Source organism: Alteromonas sp. 4NH20-0104 (genome assembly GCF_057547795.1).
The window spans coordinates 51,648-69,436 of sequence record NZ_BAAJLP010000003.1 but is presented as its reverse complement, the minus strand read 5'-3'; the positions used below and the strand labels follow the sequence as shown (position 1 = coordinate 69,436).

The 17,789-nt window shown below is 48.0% G+C and carries 10 protein-coding genes; 6 read left to right on the top strand and 4 right to left on the bottom strand.

Going from position 1 to position 17,789, the window contains the following annotated elements; translation table 11 throughout:
* Positions 1-8: 8 nt before the first annotated feature.
* The 5 genes from fbaA to AC27IB_RS02995 all read left to right on the top strand — a co-directional run bounded on the left by fbaA (position 9) and on the right by AC27IB_RS02995 (position 9,159).
* Positions 9-1,088, top strand: a complete 1,080-nt coding sequence (gene fbaA, locus AC27IB_RS03015; protein WP_487118821.1) for a class II fructose-bisphosphate aldolase — start codon at positions 9-11, stop codon at positions 1,086-1,088.
* On the top strand, positions 1,085-2,062 hold the full coding sequence (locus AC27IB_RS03010) for a class 1 fructose-bisphosphatase (RefSeq protein ID WP_487118819.1): 978 nt from the start codon (positions 1,085-1,087) through the stop codon (positions 2,060-2,062). Before fbaA ends, AC27IB_RS03010 begins: the two co-directional genes overlap by 4 nt.
* A gap of 45 nt (positions 2,063-2,107) precedes the next feature.
* A complete protein-coding gene (locus tag AC27IB_RS03005; protein WP_487118817.1) occupies positions 2,108-3,091 on the top strand; it encodes a polysaccharide lyase family 7 protein in 984 nt (327 codons plus the stop codon).
* 269 nt (positions 3,092-3,360) lie between these two features.
* Positions 3,361-6,072 (top strand): poly(beta-D-mannuronate) lyase, encoded by a 2,712-nt coding sequence (locus tag AC27IB_RS03000; RefSeq protein WP_487118815.1) that lies wholly within the window; start codon positions 3,361-3,363, stop codon positions 6,070-6,072.
* 84 nt (positions 6,073-6,156) lie between these two features.
* On the top strand, positions 6,157-9,159 hold the full coding sequence (locus AC27IB_RS02995) for a TonB-dependent receptor (protein WP_487118813.1): 3,003 nt from the start codon (positions 6,157-6,159) through the stop codon (positions 9,157-9,159).
* 400 nt (positions 9,160-9,559) lie between these two features.
* Here AC27IB_RS02995 and AC27IB_RS02990 read toward each other — a convergent pair whose 3' ends face one another.
* Genes AC27IB_RS02990 through AC27IB_RS02980 form a run of 3 tightly spaced genes read right to left on the bottom strand, consistent with a single transcriptional unit; the run spans position 9,560 to position 13,404 of the window.
* Positions 9,560-11,005: a polysaccharide lyase family 7 protein gene (locus AC27IB_RS02990; RefSeq protein ID WP_296045107.1), complete on the bottom strand. Its 1,446-nt coding sequence runs from the start codon at positions 11,003-11,005 to the stop codon at positions 9,560-9,562.
* A 24-nt stretch (positions 11,006-11,029) separates the two neighbouring features.
* Positions 11,030-12,301 (bottom strand): Nramp family divalent metal transporter, encoded by a 1,272-nt coding sequence (locus AC27IB_RS02985; protein ID WP_487118811.1) that lies wholly within the window; start codon positions 12,299-12,301, stop codon positions 11,030-11,032.
* A gap of 17 nt (positions 12,302-12,318) precedes the next feature.
* Positions 12,319-13,404: a class I mannose-6-phosphate isomerase gene (locus AC27IB_RS02980; RefSeq protein ID WP_487118809.1), complete on the bottom strand. Its 1,086-nt coding sequence runs from the start codon at positions 13,402-13,404 to the stop codon at positions 12,319-12,321.
* Between the two features lie 454 nt (positions 13,405-13,858).
* Between AC27IB_RS02980 and AC27IB_RS02975 the strand changes: the two genes are divergently transcribed.
* On the top strand, positions 13,859-16,870 hold the full coding sequence (locus AC27IB_RS02975; protein WP_487118807.1) for a TonB-dependent receptor: 3,012 nt from the start codon (positions 13,859-13,861) through the stop codon (positions 16,868-16,870).
* Positions 16,871-16,978: 108 nt separating this feature from the next.
* Here the strand turns inward: AC27IB_RS02975 and AC27IB_RS02970 are convergent, their stop codons facing one another.
* The gene (locus tag AC27IB_RS02970) at positions 16,979-17,710 is read right to left on the bottom strand and encodes a FadR/GntR family transcriptional regulator (RefSeq protein ID WP_487118805.1); all 732 of its coding nucleotides are present in this window, start codon (positions 17,708-17,710) and stop codon (positions 16,979-16,981) included.
* Between the last annotated feature and the right edge of the window lie 79 nt (positions 17,711-17,789).

The window sequence follows — 17,789 nt, the reverse complement described above, 5'->3', positions numbered from 1 at the left end:
GCAATTCAATGCATTTGAGCAATACTATCGAGCCGGGTGTAGTTACCGGTGAAAATACCGGGCTTATCTACCATCATGCCCGGCGGCATCAATACGCATTACCGGCTGTAAATGTTGTCGGTACCTCGTCAGTGAATGCCGCTCTTGAGGCTGCTAAGCTCGCCAGGTCACCGGTGATTATTCAGCTCTCCAACGGCGGAGCACAGTTTTTTGCCGGTAAAGGGTTAAAGTTACCCGGACAACAAGCTGCGGTGCTTGGCTCGGTGGCCGCGGCACGTTATGTGCACACCGTTGCTGAGCACTATGGCGTACCCGTCATGCTGCACACTGATCACGCCGCCAAAAAATTACTACCATGGATTGATGGCTTACTGGATGAGGGCGAACGCTGGTTTGCCCAGCATGGTAAACCACTGTTCAGTTCGCACATGCTCGACCTGTCAGAAGAGCCATTGGAAGACAATATCGCGATATGCGAGGAGTACCTGCGCAGAATGTCGCGCATTGGTATGACCCTTGAAATAGAACTGGGGTGTACCGGTGGTGAAGAGGACGGCGTCGATAATACCCATCTGGATAATTCTGCGCTGTATACTCAACCGGAAGATGTTGCCTATGCCTATGAGCGACTGAGTAAGATTAGTCCTAATTTTATCATCGCCGCCTCCTTTGGCAATGTTCACGGTGTTTACAAGCCTGGCAATGTGGTGCTCACTCCCAAAATCCTCAGAGACTCTCAGACTCACGTCTCCAATCGGTTCAACCTGCCGGAAAATAGCCTTAACTTTGTGTTTCACGGTGGCAGTGGCTCAGATCCCGATAAAATTGCGGAGTCGCTGACGTACGGCGTAGTCAAAATGAACATCGATACCGATACCCAATGGGCAACCTGGCAGGGCATATTGCACTATTACCAGGAAAAACAAGACTATTTACAGGGTCAAATTGGCAATCCTGAGGGTCAGGACAAGCCTAATAAAAAATACTACGACCCACGGGTATGGCTGCGTCATGGCGAGCAATATATGGTTGAACGGCTTTTTCAGTGTTTCAACGACCTCAATTGTATCAACAGGTATCAACCATGAAACGACTCATACCTGTGCTAAAAAACGACGGTGTAGAGACCGATCTGATTATGCTGATCAGAACGGTCCTGGCGGCGACCAAGGAAATCTCATTTCGGGTCAGTCAGGGCGATCTGGCGGGTATCTTAGGGTCAACCCTGGATGAAAATATTCAGGGCGAAATCCAAAAGAAACTGGATATCGTTGCCAACCAGCTACTCAAGGATATTTTACTTGATGATGACAGCGTGGCGGCTATCGCCTCGGAAGAAGAGCCGAACGTGGTTGCCGGTCACTCACAGGGAAAGTACGTGGTGGCTTTCGATCCCCTTGATGGCTCTTCCAACATAGATGTTAATGGGCAAATAGGCACCATTTTTACCATTTATCCGGTACGGTCAGATGTAGCCTATGATAGCGAAGAGCAGTTTTTGCAACCCGGCTCCCAGCAGGTTTGTGCGGGCTATGTATTGTATGGTCCCTCCTCTTTATTGGTAATGTCCACCGGCGGGCCAACCCGCTGTTATACGCTGGATTTAACCCATGGCGGATACTTGCTTACCCGAACCGCAATGCAGGTGCCGGAAAACAGTACAGAATTCGCCGTTAATATGGCTAATTATCGCCATTGGTCACCGATCATTCAGCGCTATTTTAATCAGTTACTCAGTCATACCAGCCAGTTTGAAAACAGCACCTTGCGTTGGAACGCGGCCATGGTTGGCGATGTCCATCGCGTGCTGAGCCGGGGCGGCATGTTTGTTTATCCACAAGACAAACGCCAGGGTAACGAACACGGTAAAATTCGCCTGTTATACGAGGCGAATCCGCTGGCAATGCTGGTAGAGCATGCCGACGGAATAGCCACTGCCAATGGCCGGCGGATCCTGAACATCCTGCCGACTCACATCCACCAGCGCGTCCCGGTAGCAATGGGATCGGCGTCGCTGGTTAGCCAGTTTAATCAATCCATATCAGACGGTCAGCCTCTCTAAACGGCTGGCCTTCTGCACTTAAGATGACTAAGCGAGTTTAAGACAATGAAATCAAAAATAATAAAGATAATTGGACCCTGCCTGCTGCTGGCCATGTTCATGCTGGTGATAAATAAAAGCAACGCTCAGCAACCCATTCCAGTGCCAGACTCTCACCTAGCGCTTGCCGAAGGCCGTTTGCTTGGAATAGATGGACAACTCAAACCCGGTGTGCCGCCAAGCGCTAATTTCGATTTACTCGACTGGAGTCTGACCCTACCCACGGATCTGAATAAGGATAACAAGGCAGACATGATTTATGAGAAACCTTTGTCTGATGGATTTGAACTTAGCCCGCTATTTTACACCGCAGAGGATGGCGGTATGGTATTCGCGTGTCCGAACGAGGGAGCCAAAACCTCAAAAAACACTAAATATGCACGTACTGAGCTGCGCGAAATGCTCAGACGCGGAAACAGAAGTATGAAAACCCAGGGAATAACCGGTAATAACTGGGTTTTTAGTGGTACTCATGGCTCAGTAAAACGCCAGGCCGGTGCCATAGAAGGTAGTCTGGAAGCCACTCTGGCAGTTAACCGGGTATCCACCACCGGCGACATCAAAAAGGTTGGCCGCGTCATTATTGGTCAGATTCATGCCACTGACGATGAGCCTATCCGCTTGTATTACAGAAAACTTCCGGATAATAAAAAAGGCTCTATTTATTTTGCCCACGAAATCAACGGCGGTGATGACATTTGGATCAACTTGATTGGCTCGCGCTCACATACCCTTTCCGACCCCACTGATGGCATTGGTTTAGATGAAAAATTCAGCTACAAGATAAGCGTGGAAAGTAATGTGCTGCACGTCACCGTCATTCGCCAGGATAAGCCAAATATCACTCGCTCACTGGACATGTCAGAAAGCGGCTATTTCAAAAATAATCAATACATGTATTTCAAAGCTGGCGTGTATAACCAGAATAACAGCGGTGAGCCCCGCGATTACGCTCAGGCAACTTTCTACTACCTGAATAATATTCATTAATTTCCCCCAACTCCTGCAGCCTGTGGACATTCGATCACAGGCTGCCCAGCTTAAGTTATTACCAAAATTTCAAGTTGGTAATAACCCACACCACTCCAAATTCCAATAATCGAACTTTTTTGTGAAAAAAATGTAACTAAAGTGGTAGAATTAGACCAATTATTGTGTTTATACTTTACCAAAAGGTTAACAATTAAAATACAAATAGAAACTATTGGTAATACAATAAGCATATTGGACACACGGAAAACTGGGAGAGTATCGCCATCATGAAGTTAAACTACCTCGCGCTTTGCATCGTTGCAGCAGCCCTTACAGGTTGTAACACTGACGCCAATAACAATCCTAATACCCGGGGTAGCATTGCGCTCTCTGGCACACCAACCTCTGGAGAGACGCTAAATGTAACGGTCACTGATCCCGACGGTATTTCAGGTCTGGTGACGTATATTTGGTATGCCGACGGCATGGCTATTGCCAATGCAGAGAGTGACAATTTTACATTAACAGACGATCAAATTGGTTTACCTATTACCGTACAGGCTCTTTACACTGACGATGGCGGAATCAATGAATCACACATTACCGAGGCCACGTCTCCGGTTTCTGCGATAGCGTTTCCTGCGGTGGTAACAATTTCCGGTGACGCCTTTGTTGGTGAAGAGTTAACCGCGTCGGTGTCTGACGACAACGGTATTGCCAATGCCGTCATCGCTTATATCTGGTACGCCGACGGTGATGTCATCGCCGATGCAAACCAAAGCACCCTATTACTTGCAGAAGAACAGTTTGGCACCGTTATCACCGTAAATGCTGCGTTTGAGGATGATCGTGGTTTTGCCGAATCGGTAACATCTGATGCTACTGAAACCGTAGGGCGCATAAACCAGGTTGGCAGTGTGGCAATTACCGGCACGCCAACTGTTGGTAATACACTAACAGCAGATGTCACAGATCAGGACGGCGCAACCGGGTCAATCAGCTATCAGTGGTTTGCCGACGATGTAGCCATTAGTGGCGCTACGCAAAGTAGTTATATTGTTGATGCATCACTGGTTGGCACGGTAATCACTGTGCAGGCAGAGTACACAGACGACAATGGTTTTGCCGAAACGAATACTTCTGAACCTACCATTGCGGTCACGAATGTAGCAGTTGATGAACCAGGCAGCATAACAATAGCTGGCACAGCACCCTACATGGCCAGCGCAGAACTGACCGCCGTTCTGAGCGATAACAATGGCGTTACCGACAGCAATGTTGTTTACACCTGGTTTGCTGACGGTGTTGCAATCGCTAACAATAACGCGGCAACTTTTACTCCGGTTAATCAGGCTGGTGCGATTATCTCTGTCAGCGCAACCTACACCGATAATGATAATTTCTCGGCTACCGTATCCGATGCACTGGATACGGTTGTTTATACTCAGGTAGTCTCCGATACAGCCGGTTTGTCGGCTGCAATCAGTAGTGGCCTGGCTGACGGTGATGTTGTAGGCCTGAATACCAACATCTATACGGATCCAGACCCAATTCTGTTAACCAGTGCAGTGACATTGCGAGCCGTTGAAGAGCAATCTCCTGTTATTACCGGCGAAACCTGTATCCATGTGGCCAGCACGGTTGATGGCGCGATGATTACCGGTTTAACTTTTAAAGATGTTGATACAAAATCAGCCGAGTTCTGCGAAACAGAAGAGCAAGCCGTTATCTACTCAGAAGGTGATAACTTTGTATTCTCACACAATACTTTTGATGGCGAAGAAGACACGCTTAACCTATCAACTTACCATTGGTTGATGCTTAAAGGCAGTGGTTCCCTGATCGAACGAAATACCTTTACCGGCCGGGACAACGCCGAAAAAGGCTCAGTGATTAAACTGGCCTCTTCCTCTGCGGATCACGTTATTCAGTACAACCTGTTTGCCAACAGTAATAACCCCAACTACGACGACTCCAGTTTGCTGTTGTTAAATGTTGGTAGTACAACCGGTTCTGATGCCGCTGACGATGCCAATTTTGTGATTCGTTATAACCGTGTGGAAAACTTCGTAACCGGCCGTCGCCTGATGCGGGTACAAACCTCCGGGGCAACGATTCACGGCAATACCATCATTAATGCAAATGGCGGTATTTCGCTGGAAGACGGTGGCTTTAACACCGTAACCAACAATATTGTTGTTCGCACTACCGATATTGCAGACTCAAGTGACCGTCCAAGCGGCGTACTCATTACACCTCTGGGCCACACGGTTAGCAATAACTATATTGCCGGTATTCGCTCTACCAACAAAGAAGCCGGCGGTATTGTATTTACTGCCAACCCATTTTCTCAGGCAGACGGCGGGGTGCCCAATAGTGGCAACCAGGCAATTCTCGACGGAACTGGTGATCTTACCCTCACTATTGCCAACAATACTGTGCTAAACAGCATTCAACCCATTGTATTTAGTACTGAGATTGGCTCAAAAGCCCCGGTTGGTGACTGCGATGAACTAACAGCAGCCAATGCGCCTGAGCTATATAGCCTGACCAAGAACTTTTTTGTCATTAACTTTGATGCCAACCTCATTGCGAATGGCTTAAATGACGATGCCATGTCTCAGGGTCTGTTCTTACCATTTGATGCCAGCAGCAGCGACCATTCTTTTGAGTACGATTGTGACCTGATCAATCACACCGAGTCGTTCTTCTCCAACAACTTTGGCTTTAGCGACAGCTATGCTTCAGGGGATGTAGAGGATGACTACTGGGTAGATATCAGAAACATCAATGGTAACGGTGAGTTCGACTCCGACGGTGCCATCGACCAGGATCCTGTAGCTAACGGCAAAGAAATCCCGGAATTCGTAACCGCTACCAACTCTTTAACTGAAACCGATCCCGCCGGCGCTCAATCAGTGGCAGGGGCAAAAGACTTGCACTACATTCAGTCTACCGAAGTTGGAGTGGGTTCTACCTGGGTGGCTCAGGATGAATAACACCATGCACTTATCGCCTGAAAATAAAATTAACTATGACGACGCGCTGCCTGAAGTGCACAGTAAAAAAATGGAGAATATATAATGTCGTTGCGAGAAGAACACACTCAATTTAACCTTCACCCGGTCTCAAAGTGGGTAAAAACAGCAATCATTGCCGGCATGGCCAGCTCTAGCGCCTTTACTGTTCAGGCTCAGGAAGCCCAGGAAGGCGCAGACGAGGAAGTCGTAGAAGTCATTGATGTAGTTGGAAGCCGACGCACCATTCAGGACCAGATATCCATCAAACGAGAGGCCACGACAGTAGTGGATGGCTTATCAGCCGAGGATATTGGCGACCTGCCCGCGTTGTCTATCGGTGAAGCTTTGGAATCGATTACCGGCGCCGCATCACACCGTGAAAATGGGGGAGCCACAGAAATTACCATTCGTGGCTTAGGGCCATTTTTAAGTGCTACTCATATCAACGGCCGCGAAGCAACCAATGGCAGTGGTGACCGCTCAGTTAACTTTTCCCAGTTCCCCAGCGAACTAATCAAAAAAGTAGCAATTTATAAAACCCAGGATGCCTCGATGATTGAAGGCGGTGTAGCCGGTGTTATCTCACTGGAAACGTTACAGCCGCTCGATTACGGTAAACAACGCTTTCAGGGCGAGGTTAAACTTAACTACAATCCTGAAGAAGCCAATGTGGATAACTCGCTGCAAAGTGACTTAGGCTACCGGGGTACATTTAGCTATGTTGACCAGTTTGAGCTCGCCGGCGGACAAAACCTGGGCATATCATTTGGTGGTCAGCGTCAGGACATCACTCAACCTGAGGCAGAATACCGCAGTTCAAGCCCAACCGGTTCATCCCTGTGGGCATGCCTGAACGATCCTAACAATACCAACGAAGGCTTCTATCGTAGCTCGGCCGGAGACTGTGAAGATCGGATCACCGGCGGCTCTAATCAGGGCTACGATCCGGAGATTGACCCGGAAACCGGGCGCGCATACAGCGACGGCGTACCCTACGCCTGGACAGGCAGTAGCCGAAGCTTCCGCCAGAATGAAACCTCAGATGAACGGGATGCGCTATTCCTGGCGGTTCAGTATCAACCTTCAGCGGACTGGGATATCAACCTTGACGCTCAGGTATCTGACCGGGTTCAACGAGAGGCACGGCACGATCTTATTTTCTTACAGAAGCGAGCCATTCCAGGCCTGACCGGTCCTACGCTGGTTACCAATGACGTGGGCGGAATCTTACACTGGGAAGGACAAGACCGCATTGAATCGTCGGGCGAGCAGTTTTCTCGCGAGGAGAACTATCGCGGTGGCGGAATTAACATAGAGCATCACTTCAGCGATCTGCTTACCGTTGAACTTGATTTAGCTTACTCACAAACAAAACGGGAAGAGTTGCAAATCTCTAACCGGGCGCGCACCGCGGACCGGCATTTCTTTAGCTGGGACATGGGTGACAATATTCCTCATTTCACTACCACGAACCTGGACGTTACGGATATCACTAACTTCACTGACAGCCTGCGCTCTCGTTTAGACAGAGAAAACTCACGGGAAAACGAAGTGTCTTCTGTACGATTAGACTTTGATTACATTCTCGACAGTGATGTGTTTACCAGTATCCAAGGCGGCGTCCGGGCCTCTGAGATGACCTTTGTACAATTCGGAGGGACCAATGGCAACGGCTCGCGGAATGAGTACACGCTTGACACCAGCGTAGCAAACGCGCTGGATATCCTTAGTAGCTGCCAGATCGATTTTCCGGAAAGTGACTTTCTGGATAACGTGTCAGACGGTGACATCATCACCAACGTAGACGCAGACGGCAATGTAATAAGCAGCGGTACAGGGTCTTCCTGGGCAACCTATGACAACCTGTGTTTTGCTGAAGCAGTCAGTGGCTCTCGTGGCGGTAGCGTTAGCTATCCTGAGGTGGAGTATGAAAGCCAGGGCACCATTGATGTCACTGAGAAGACCTATGCCATGTATCTGATGGCCAACTATGACACCGAAATGTTCGATAAATTTATTCGCGGTAACTTCGGCATCAGAGTGGTAGATACTGAAGTAACATCAGTAGGTTTCAGAAACTCATTTACCATTGAAACCACCGAGCTTGGCGAACTGCGCCTGGTACCAGGTGACAACCTTGAACGGACCGTGGGTGGCGGTGGCTACACCGAAATACTGCCAAGCTTTAACCTGGTCGTTGACTACAGTGATGATATCTTACTTCGGGCTGGTATCTATCGCGGCATGTCGCGGGTCGAGCCGGCAGATTTAGGCTTTAATCGCGAATTTCAGACCGACGATGAGGTAGCCCCAACCACGCTTGCAGATCTGATTGTTGGGGTTAACGGCTCAGGGAACCCCAACACCCAGCCCTTGATGTCCTGGAACTACGATGTAGCAATAGAGTGGTACCCAAATGAAGACTCTATTTTTGCATTGAGCTTGTACCACAAGCAGTTTCAGGGTGGTTTCCAGCAGCGTACCGTGCTTGAACCCTATGAAATAGAAGGCCAGTCATTTAACTTACCCATTACTAACTCGGTGACCACCGATGACACCAGCAACCTGTACGGCATTGAAGCCTCAGTTGCTTACCGCTGGGATATCGGTGTGGGGGTTAAATTCGGCTACAACTATGCAGACACCGATTACGAGTTTGAAGATAGTAATTATGGCGATACCTTCGTAACCGACCTGGATGGCAATACCACGCAACTGCAGGACGGTATTATTCCACCCGGCTCAGTACCTGGTTTCTCTGAGCACGTGTTTAGTGGCCAGGTGTATTACCAGGTGGGCGACTTTGATACCGCGCTTATTTATAAGTACCGTAGCGAGTATTTCCAGCCTTATACCAGCAATGGTACACGTCTGCGCTATGTTGATGAGGTAGGTGTTTGGGAAGCGCGCGCGTCGTATAAAGTTAACAGTAATATTAAAGTACGCGTTTCCGCTATTAACCTGTTCAGCGCCCCTAAATCGCAGGACTTTTACGTGCAGGGTAACCTCGGTGAAGTGAACGACTATGGCCCTCGTCTGTTCGCTGGCGTTACATTCAAATACTAATAAATTGTTACCCTGCGTTATTTGAACGGGCTTCGGCCCGTTTTTTTTGGTTGATGTTTTATTCCTGCCAGGTGATTTGATAAGTGATATCAACCCGTATAGAAGCTTACCCTCTCAAAGAAACCCAGCGGGCTTTCTCCTCATAGGAACCAGGCAGCAGGTTACCTGGCCAGGCATGGTTTGGAATCACCAAACCATTGCAACCAATCCTTACTGAGTGGGCAAACTTCTTTATGGATTGGTGTTAATGCGGGAAATAATAAATACCACTATCTTCAACGTCTGCGTGCCTATCACTTCAGTTGTGCCTTACACAACAAGAAGCGTCTGAAAACAGACGGCTGCTGAGAAATTAAAACGCGTTGGCCTATTACCTAATCTGGCCTTTATAACAAAGTATCTATTCGCTCGCGGTGTAACCGGTATGGCTGTTGCGAATCTCATAGAACGTTGCCTGGGCATATTCATCAGGATCGCTGGAATTGTTTAAGTGATAAACACCCACCTTAAAATAATGATACTGATCTTCTGCGTCGTACTGACTGGTACTCATATCGTAATTTGCCACCACATCCGGTTTGCCCTCTCTGGATAGCTTGACGGTCAGCAGGTTTACATTCACGCTGATGTGATAACTAAACACTTCATCTAGTGCAATGCCGTCAGCGGGGTCAGGCGCACTATTGCTTCGTGAGCCAACCATTTCAACATAGGTTTCAATATTGTCGCCCGCAGCGTCTGTTTGCCGGCTTTCATGAGCAAAATATACTGAGCCTCGTTGGTTGCCGGGCAATTTACGGTAATACAACCGAACAGGCTCATCGTCATTGGCATGTATCTGGCCGATTACTACACGTCCAACCTGATAGTTCTCACCCGTCGTGGTGACATTATTAACTGCCAGCGTAACATGTAAATCACCATCCACTCCGCCAGCCTGCAGTTGATTAGCGGCCGATGCGCTACCAAAAACCCAGTTGTTTTTATTCACCCCCTGAGTACGGATATCACGGTCGCCGCGACGAAGCATTTCTCTTAATTCAACCCGCACATATTGAGTATTGGTGGAGGTTTTAAATCCATAGCTTGGCGAACGCATCACAATACCGCCATCTTCTGATGCATAAAAATACTCAGAATTAGTATAACCAGCAGCAAGCTCTGACTCTGAAATGGTGTCTGATTTACCGTTGCCGTCTTCGTCGGTGGGAATGCTTAGGTACCAGTCTAATAAATCAATCCCCAGTTCATTGGGAAAGACATCGGTAAAGTTGCCAGTGGCAGTATTACAGCGGTGGGCCTGAAGCTCAACAATTCCAGCCGGTATTGTTGCGCTGGTGCTGTTAATAGTAACTCTGATATAGCGGGCTGTTGCACTATCAAATGAGACCAGCTCAAAACCACTGTGTTTGCCACTGGATTGCTGATTTTCTGCTACCAGTTCCCATTGCTCGCCATCAGCAGAGATTGCGAGGTCAAAAGCATATTCCTGACTATCACCCAGATACCATTTTATGGTTACTGAGCCGAGCAGTACCGGCTCACCAAGATCAATTGTAATATCGCCGTTGCCACTATCACTTTGCCAACGAGACTCACCAGCCGTATCCCCATCAGCGGCTTTATCAGCCGTATAAGCAGAATGACTTATAGCAGTGCTACTTACCTGACTAATAGAGTAAACCTCATTAATACAGGTATTTGATACCGGCGTTTCCGGCTCGGGAGCGGACGGTTCAGGCTGCTTGCTATTATTGCCGCCCCCGCCACATGCGCTGAGAGTCAACGTCACGAAAATGACCAATAGCAATGATTTGCCATGAAAACCAGGGGTAGTTACAAACATACAGAACCTTTTTTTACCGCTTAATTAAAGTGAAGTGATGGTTTGCCATACACCGGAGAGCCCGATGTAGGCAGTAAACAAAGAAAACAACAGGATTGCCGCCAACACCAGATTCTGAACACCGCTGAGGCGATAGGATTTCATTAACGCTTTTTGATTTGCGAGATAGATTAGGCAAGCTACAGTAAGCGGCAGGATCACCGCATTGAAGGCTTGCGATAAAATCATTACCACAATCGGCCTGGCATTAAATACCGGTACCACTAACCCGAGCAGCGATATAACGAACACAATCAGGCGATACCTAGGTAGCGTCATATCGCGTTTGCGGCCGCTATAATCGCAAATAAGCCAGGGCAGCATCAGCACATTGGGGAACTGTGAAGATACACCGGCAGCAATAAGCCCGGCTGCGAACACCGACACCGCAAACTGACCCGCTAATGGCTCAAGCAAGTTCATCATTTGCGACGCACTGGTCATGCGAACCCCGGCAATGTGCAGAGTACCGGCTGCAGCGGCCATGATAGATGCGCTGATAATAAACATTAATACCACGGAGAATAACGCATCGTTACGCTGCTCCTGGTATTGGCCAATTGTCCAGCCCGCCTCTTTAACCAAAGTGGTTCGAATGATAAACAAACCGGAGAATACGGTAGTGCCAACCATGGATGCTGTCACTAACAGCGGCGATTCACCACTGCCGACAACCTCATCGGGTAAACTTGGGATCAGTCCCGCCACCAATACCGAGGGTTGTGGCATAAACAAAAAGAAATTCAGTAAAAAACACCCTGACATTAACGCTACAACCAATGCCAGGAAGCGTTCAAAAAAATGTGTGTTACCGCGCCAGAAAATGACATACACCAGGCTGATAAAAAACAGTGCAAACCAAACCGGGTGAATGCCGCCGTCAAGCCAGCTCAAGGACCATTGATGACAAATATCTGCCACAATGCCCATTACCCCCATAACACTGCCACACACTCCGACACCCAGTGCGACAAGAAAGAAAATGCCGACCCCGGGATGAATATGCTTTCTAAATGCTTCAAGGGCTGTTTCACCGGTTACCAGCGTATATCGACCGTATAAGTTAATCATGAAAAACGTGCAAAAACAGGACGCAACCAGGGTCCATAACAGCGACATACCGTAATCAGCCCCTGCTTTTGCCATGGCGGTAACACTACCGGTACCGATATTAAAACCAAGCAGGAATATACCCGGTAAGAATACCGCTAACCCTTGCTGCAGATGCTTAACGACCTTACCAGCTGAATTGCGCATACTGATTTTCCTGTTGTTCAACCGGTGACATTCGCGCCACCGGGGTAGCACTCTAAAACGGTCATTGCGTTATCAGTCAGGTATTCAAAATACGATTCACCGGCAGGGCAAAAAAACCGGTCCCATTGCTTAAGTGTGATCACTTGATCCGCTATTTTAATTGCACCATCACCTTCGGTAACGATGCCAAAAAAACACTCGCTCTCGTGCCGTCTAAATGACGTGTTAACCAAAGCGCGTTTAACCGTAAAGCACCCGGTATGCTGCGGGCCAATCAGGCAATCAAGGATATTTCCGTCGCGGCGAGTAATTTCGCTGGGTTTACAACGAAACTCCTGATCAATTTTTTCGCCCGTTACCGCAGAGAAATCAAATACATCAAGCGCAGTTTCGATGTCACGGTTCATAAATCGTGCTGCTTGAGGAATAACATAGCCACAACGTTCAAATTCAAATCGAACGGCTAAATCTGACGGCTCCATGATTTCCAGCATCAGCAATCCTTCGCCCAATGCATGTGGCCGACCACCGGGCAGCAGAAACACATCTCCTGGTTTGACCGGGATCCGTTCAAAACACGACTCGATTGACGATATATCCTGCCGCTCAATCCAACTGCGCAGCTGCTCCCGGCTCGGCGGGTGCTGAAATCCAGCATAAATATAGGGCACTTCAACGTCATCACGCACCGCTAGTATCACATAGGCTTCTGTTTTGCCGCGCGGCGCACCCAACCTTTGCTGAGCAAAGTCACTACTAGGGTGAACCTGAAAATGCAGGCGTGTAGCACTATCCAGATATTTAACCAACGGAATATCATCAATCTGCCGGGTCCGCCCCTGGAATTCTCCGAGATAATAATCCGGGTTGCTAAGTAGCAGATCTTTAAATGAGACTTGCTCACCAGCGTCGTTAATCACCATGGTCAGGCCTTCAGCAATATGCTCCCGTCCCACGTTATTGGCCTGCACGGTTGAACCTATCCAATCCTCCGGAAAATGACTATCTTGTGGCGTATCGTTGTTTTCTATGGCATCCAGTAACTTACCGCCCGGATAGGTCCGCCATACTCGATTACTGGTAAATTTGATTACACCGGTCATAATTATCCCCGTTGTTAAGTCAAAATATTGTTGTGCGACTAGATTACATTTCCACCGCACAAAACTTACATGACATTAACCAAAAGCTTCATATTGGTCAACCAATAACATTTCTATTAACACAGCCAACTATTTTTTGTTGACCAAAAAAGCCACTAATAATCTCAACCAGAAAACTCGAAACAACAGCTACCTAGCCGTAAAAGCTACTATTAGCCCCTGTTTTTAATGCAATTAATTCTATCCCCCACGATATTAGGGATCCTTACGTATAAATAAGACTTATATTGGTAATAACCATTTAGCGCAAATAAAAACCAATTTAACTTACCAAAAGGTTGACCTTTCCTGTTTTTGCTGTAAATATTAAGTAAATTCTTTGTGAAGTTTAAATTTGAACGACACAAAGCGATCGGCATAAATGCTATGACACTGAAAGACACAGGAAAAAATCATGGGGCACAAATTATCTAAAATTTCCTTAGCGGTACTCTCAGCCACTGCCTTAAATATATCGACTGCAGTACATGCTCAGGAATCCGCAACAGACCAAGCTGAAACAACAGATGATGTCGAAATCATTCAGGTTTCAGGTATTCGCCAGTCATTGACCAATGCACTGGCAGAAAAACGTTCATCGGATAACCTTATTGAGGTAATCCAGGCTGTTGATATTGGTAAGTTACCCGATCAGAACCTGGCAGAAGTACTGGAGAACGTCACGGGTATCCAAATTACCCGGACCGCCGGCGTTGGTACCGGCGTTCAGATTCGTGGTACTAACGCAAACCGAACAGAAATCAATGGCGTTTCTACCGTGGGTTCAGGCTCAGGTCGGGGCGGAATTAACTTTGAAGATGTAAATGCATCCATTATCGCCGCTGTTGAGGTAACCAAGTCACCTGAAGCCAAAACCATTGAGGGCTCAGTGGGTGGTACTGTTAACCTTCGCACTATTCGCCCACTTGAGCTCACCGAAACCCTGGGCAACATTCGCGTTCAGGGCGAAGACAGCAGCCTGACCACTGATGGCATTCAACCGCGGATATCAGGTGCTTTTGGTAAAAACTGGGAAACCAGTTCCGGTAAATTCGGCTTCGTGCTTAGTGGTAGTTACACCGAGCAGGAAGCAACGTCGTTCAGACCTCGTGTAGACCGCGATGGTGGCCTGGTAGAAAATGTCAATGCAGACGTAGTACGAGGCGGTAATTTACAGGATCCGGCAGACCGCCCTGCAGCCCAGGCCTTTGACTTTGTAGGTATTCAGTTTCTAAATCAGGAACTAGAGAACTATGAATATGAAACGAAAAACCTGGCAGCCACTTTTGAGTGGGCACCCAATGATAACACCAAGCTATTCTTTGATGCCGTAATCAATGATCAGGAGCGTCGTCAGGACAGTTCCAGGGTGCAGGGCTCAGGCGTTAGTGCGGTACTTGACCACAACGTACCAACTGAATTCCAAGACGTTGACTTTGGCAGTCTGGATGGCGTAGATCTGGGGAGTATTCCCGTTGCTGTCAGAGGCTTTATTGAACCTAATCTTGGTGTGGATGATGACGATCCAAACCTGCGTTTCTCAAGCGATACCGGGGCCAGATTGACCAAAAGCGAAATCTTCCGTTTAGGTGGTGAGTGGCAAGGCGAGCATTTGTTTGCCAGTGTGGAAATTTCGACGTCTTCGTCAGATACCAGTAATCCAAACCTCAGTACCACATTAAATTTTATTAACCCTAATGCACCTTTAGATGGTTCCAGTAACGATAATAGTGTGCCGTTTATGTATGACCTGACCGGTGGAGCATTAGCTTTCGGCATCAACTTTGATTCACCATTTGCTCCAACGGTGGATGACTTGCTGAATCCTAACAATGTTGTGCTGGATGCTGTCACTGTGGGTCGGGACTCCACTGAAAACTCAGAAGACGCTTTCAGAACAGACTTTACCTACTTCTTTGACAATGACTATCTTATGTCGGTCGATTTTGGTTATCGATACAATCAGACTGCCAGTACCTTTAATGACATTGGCTCAAGCATTGGCCTGAGCAGAATGTCAGACAGCCCAAATGGCTCATTGTTCGCTGACTTGCTGGTACCTGGACCAAGCAATTTTGGCTCGGCTGACGGTCGCGAACTGGCTTTCCGGAACTTTCTGCTAATTGATCCGGACCTGTCTTTTAATGACCCGGACCGCGTACTCTCTACGTTGCAGGATGCACTGGCATCTCAGCCAGGGGCGCGCACCTTGTCGGATCCATCTGCCAGTACCACCGCGTTTTTTGATATCGAAGAGAAAACCCATGCGTTATATGCACAGGCTAACTTTGAATATGGCATTTTCCGCGGTAACTTTGGTGCACGTTACGTGCAAACTGACATCGAATCACTGGGTAATACGGTTGCTGAAGGCAGCGATGTAGTGACTCAGGTAACCACCAAGGGTGATTACAGCTTCTTTTTACCACGCCTGAACATTGTCGCTAATCCTGCCGATGATGTCCTGGTTCGCCTGGGTTGGGGTAAGGATATTCGACGTCCAAACTTTGATGCATTATCAACCTCAGTCGAATTTGGTACTGGTCCTAACAATGCGGTGCAAATTGGTAACCCCGGATTAGAGCCGGAAGAAGTGGTTTCCTTTGATATTGCAGCAGAATGGTACTTTGCTCCAGCGGCGGTGGTAAGCGTAGGTTATTTCCACAAAAAACGGACCAATCTGTTTGTTACCCAGTTAGAAGATGTAGCTGTGGACGCCAACGGATACCGTGATATTACTGCACCTTGTGAAGGCGGCGGGATCTTTAACCCAATTCCGGATCGGAATGTGTTGTCAGATACCCCCGGAAATGGTCTTTGTGTACCTATCGAGACAACGATCAACGATTCAGGCAGCACTACTCAACAAGGTCTGGAGTTCGCAGTTCAATACGACTTATCCGGCTTTGAAGACAAATTAGGCTGGGCATCGGGTTTCGGTATTATGGCTAACTATACCATCCAGGACTTTGACGGCGGTGACGCCACTGACTCCTCAGCAACGCGTGGTACTGACATTTTTAACGCCATTAACGGTGTTTATGATGACAGCCAGTTTGTAACGGTTGAAGCAGTTCAGGGCTTGCTGGACTTCTCTGAGAATGCGTACAACGTTACCGTTTTCTATGAAAAGTATGGCTTGTCAGCCAGACTACGCTATACCTGGCGCGAAGCCTTCCGTACCGATGATACAGCAGGTGGTGCTACACGTAACAGTACGCTTGGCTTCCCAGTGGTCACACACGACCGCGGGCAATTAAATGCCAGTGTAAGCTACGACGTGAACGACAAGCTGAACCTTGGTGTTGAAGCTATCAACCTGACGAAGTCAGACGTGACCCAATCATGTGTAAACGAAGGTGCGTTGCTCTGCTTCCAGGGCCTGACAGACCGCCGGATTACCTTTGGTGCCAGCTATAGATTCTAAGTGAAAGTCAAACCTAGAAAACAAAGGCAAGTCTTAATGACTTGCCTTTTTTATTGGTTAAATGATCCACCGTTTAAACCTAATCCGAACGGCCGGCCGCGGTTTAGATTACTGGGTAAGATGGTTAATTGAATACAGGCCGCGAGTCTCGTCAGTTTTGCGTTTTATTTCTTCCAGTGCACGTGCTTCGCTGGCTGCAAACAAAGCATTAATCAAGCGGTTAAAATGACTGTGCATCGCTTTGCGTGCTGCCGAAGTATCACGTTTGGCTATTGCTTCATATATCGCAGTATGCTCGTTTAACCGGTCTTCAATACTCAGTGAACAAACGTCTGCATAAGCAGCATTCACCCCTGGATCGTTACGGCGAATATCCCATAGATTTTTTATCGACATCTCAATGGCATTGTTGCGCGTGGCATGAGCAATGATTTCATGAAAGCGCTGATCGGCGGCTTCCGCCATATCAGATGAACGCATATCAGCCAGGGTCTGATGTAAATCATCTAACTCATTCTGCTTAATGGTCGCCGCAGCCAGTGCAGCTGCTTCGCCTTCCACCAGGGCGCGGGCTTGAGTGAGTTCAAAGGCACTGATGCTTTGGCTGCTCTGCTCTGCGCGCTGGGTTTGCGTAACGTAGACTCCGGAGCTGGTCTTTACCTCAACCCTCTCCCTTACCTCTAAAGCTATGATGGCTTCCCGTATCGTGGGTCTGCTAACATCGTACATCTCCGCAAGCTCTCGCTCCGGAGGCAAACGACTTCCCGCGGGATAAACCCCCTCATCGATTAACTCTTCGAGCTTCTCAACTACAGTCCAAAAACGGCGCCGCTTTTTCATTTACCTGCCCTTAACCAACGTAACTTATTACCTGTACCCGCGATTGTAGCCTGAATAAGCAAATTCATGCAAAACACCA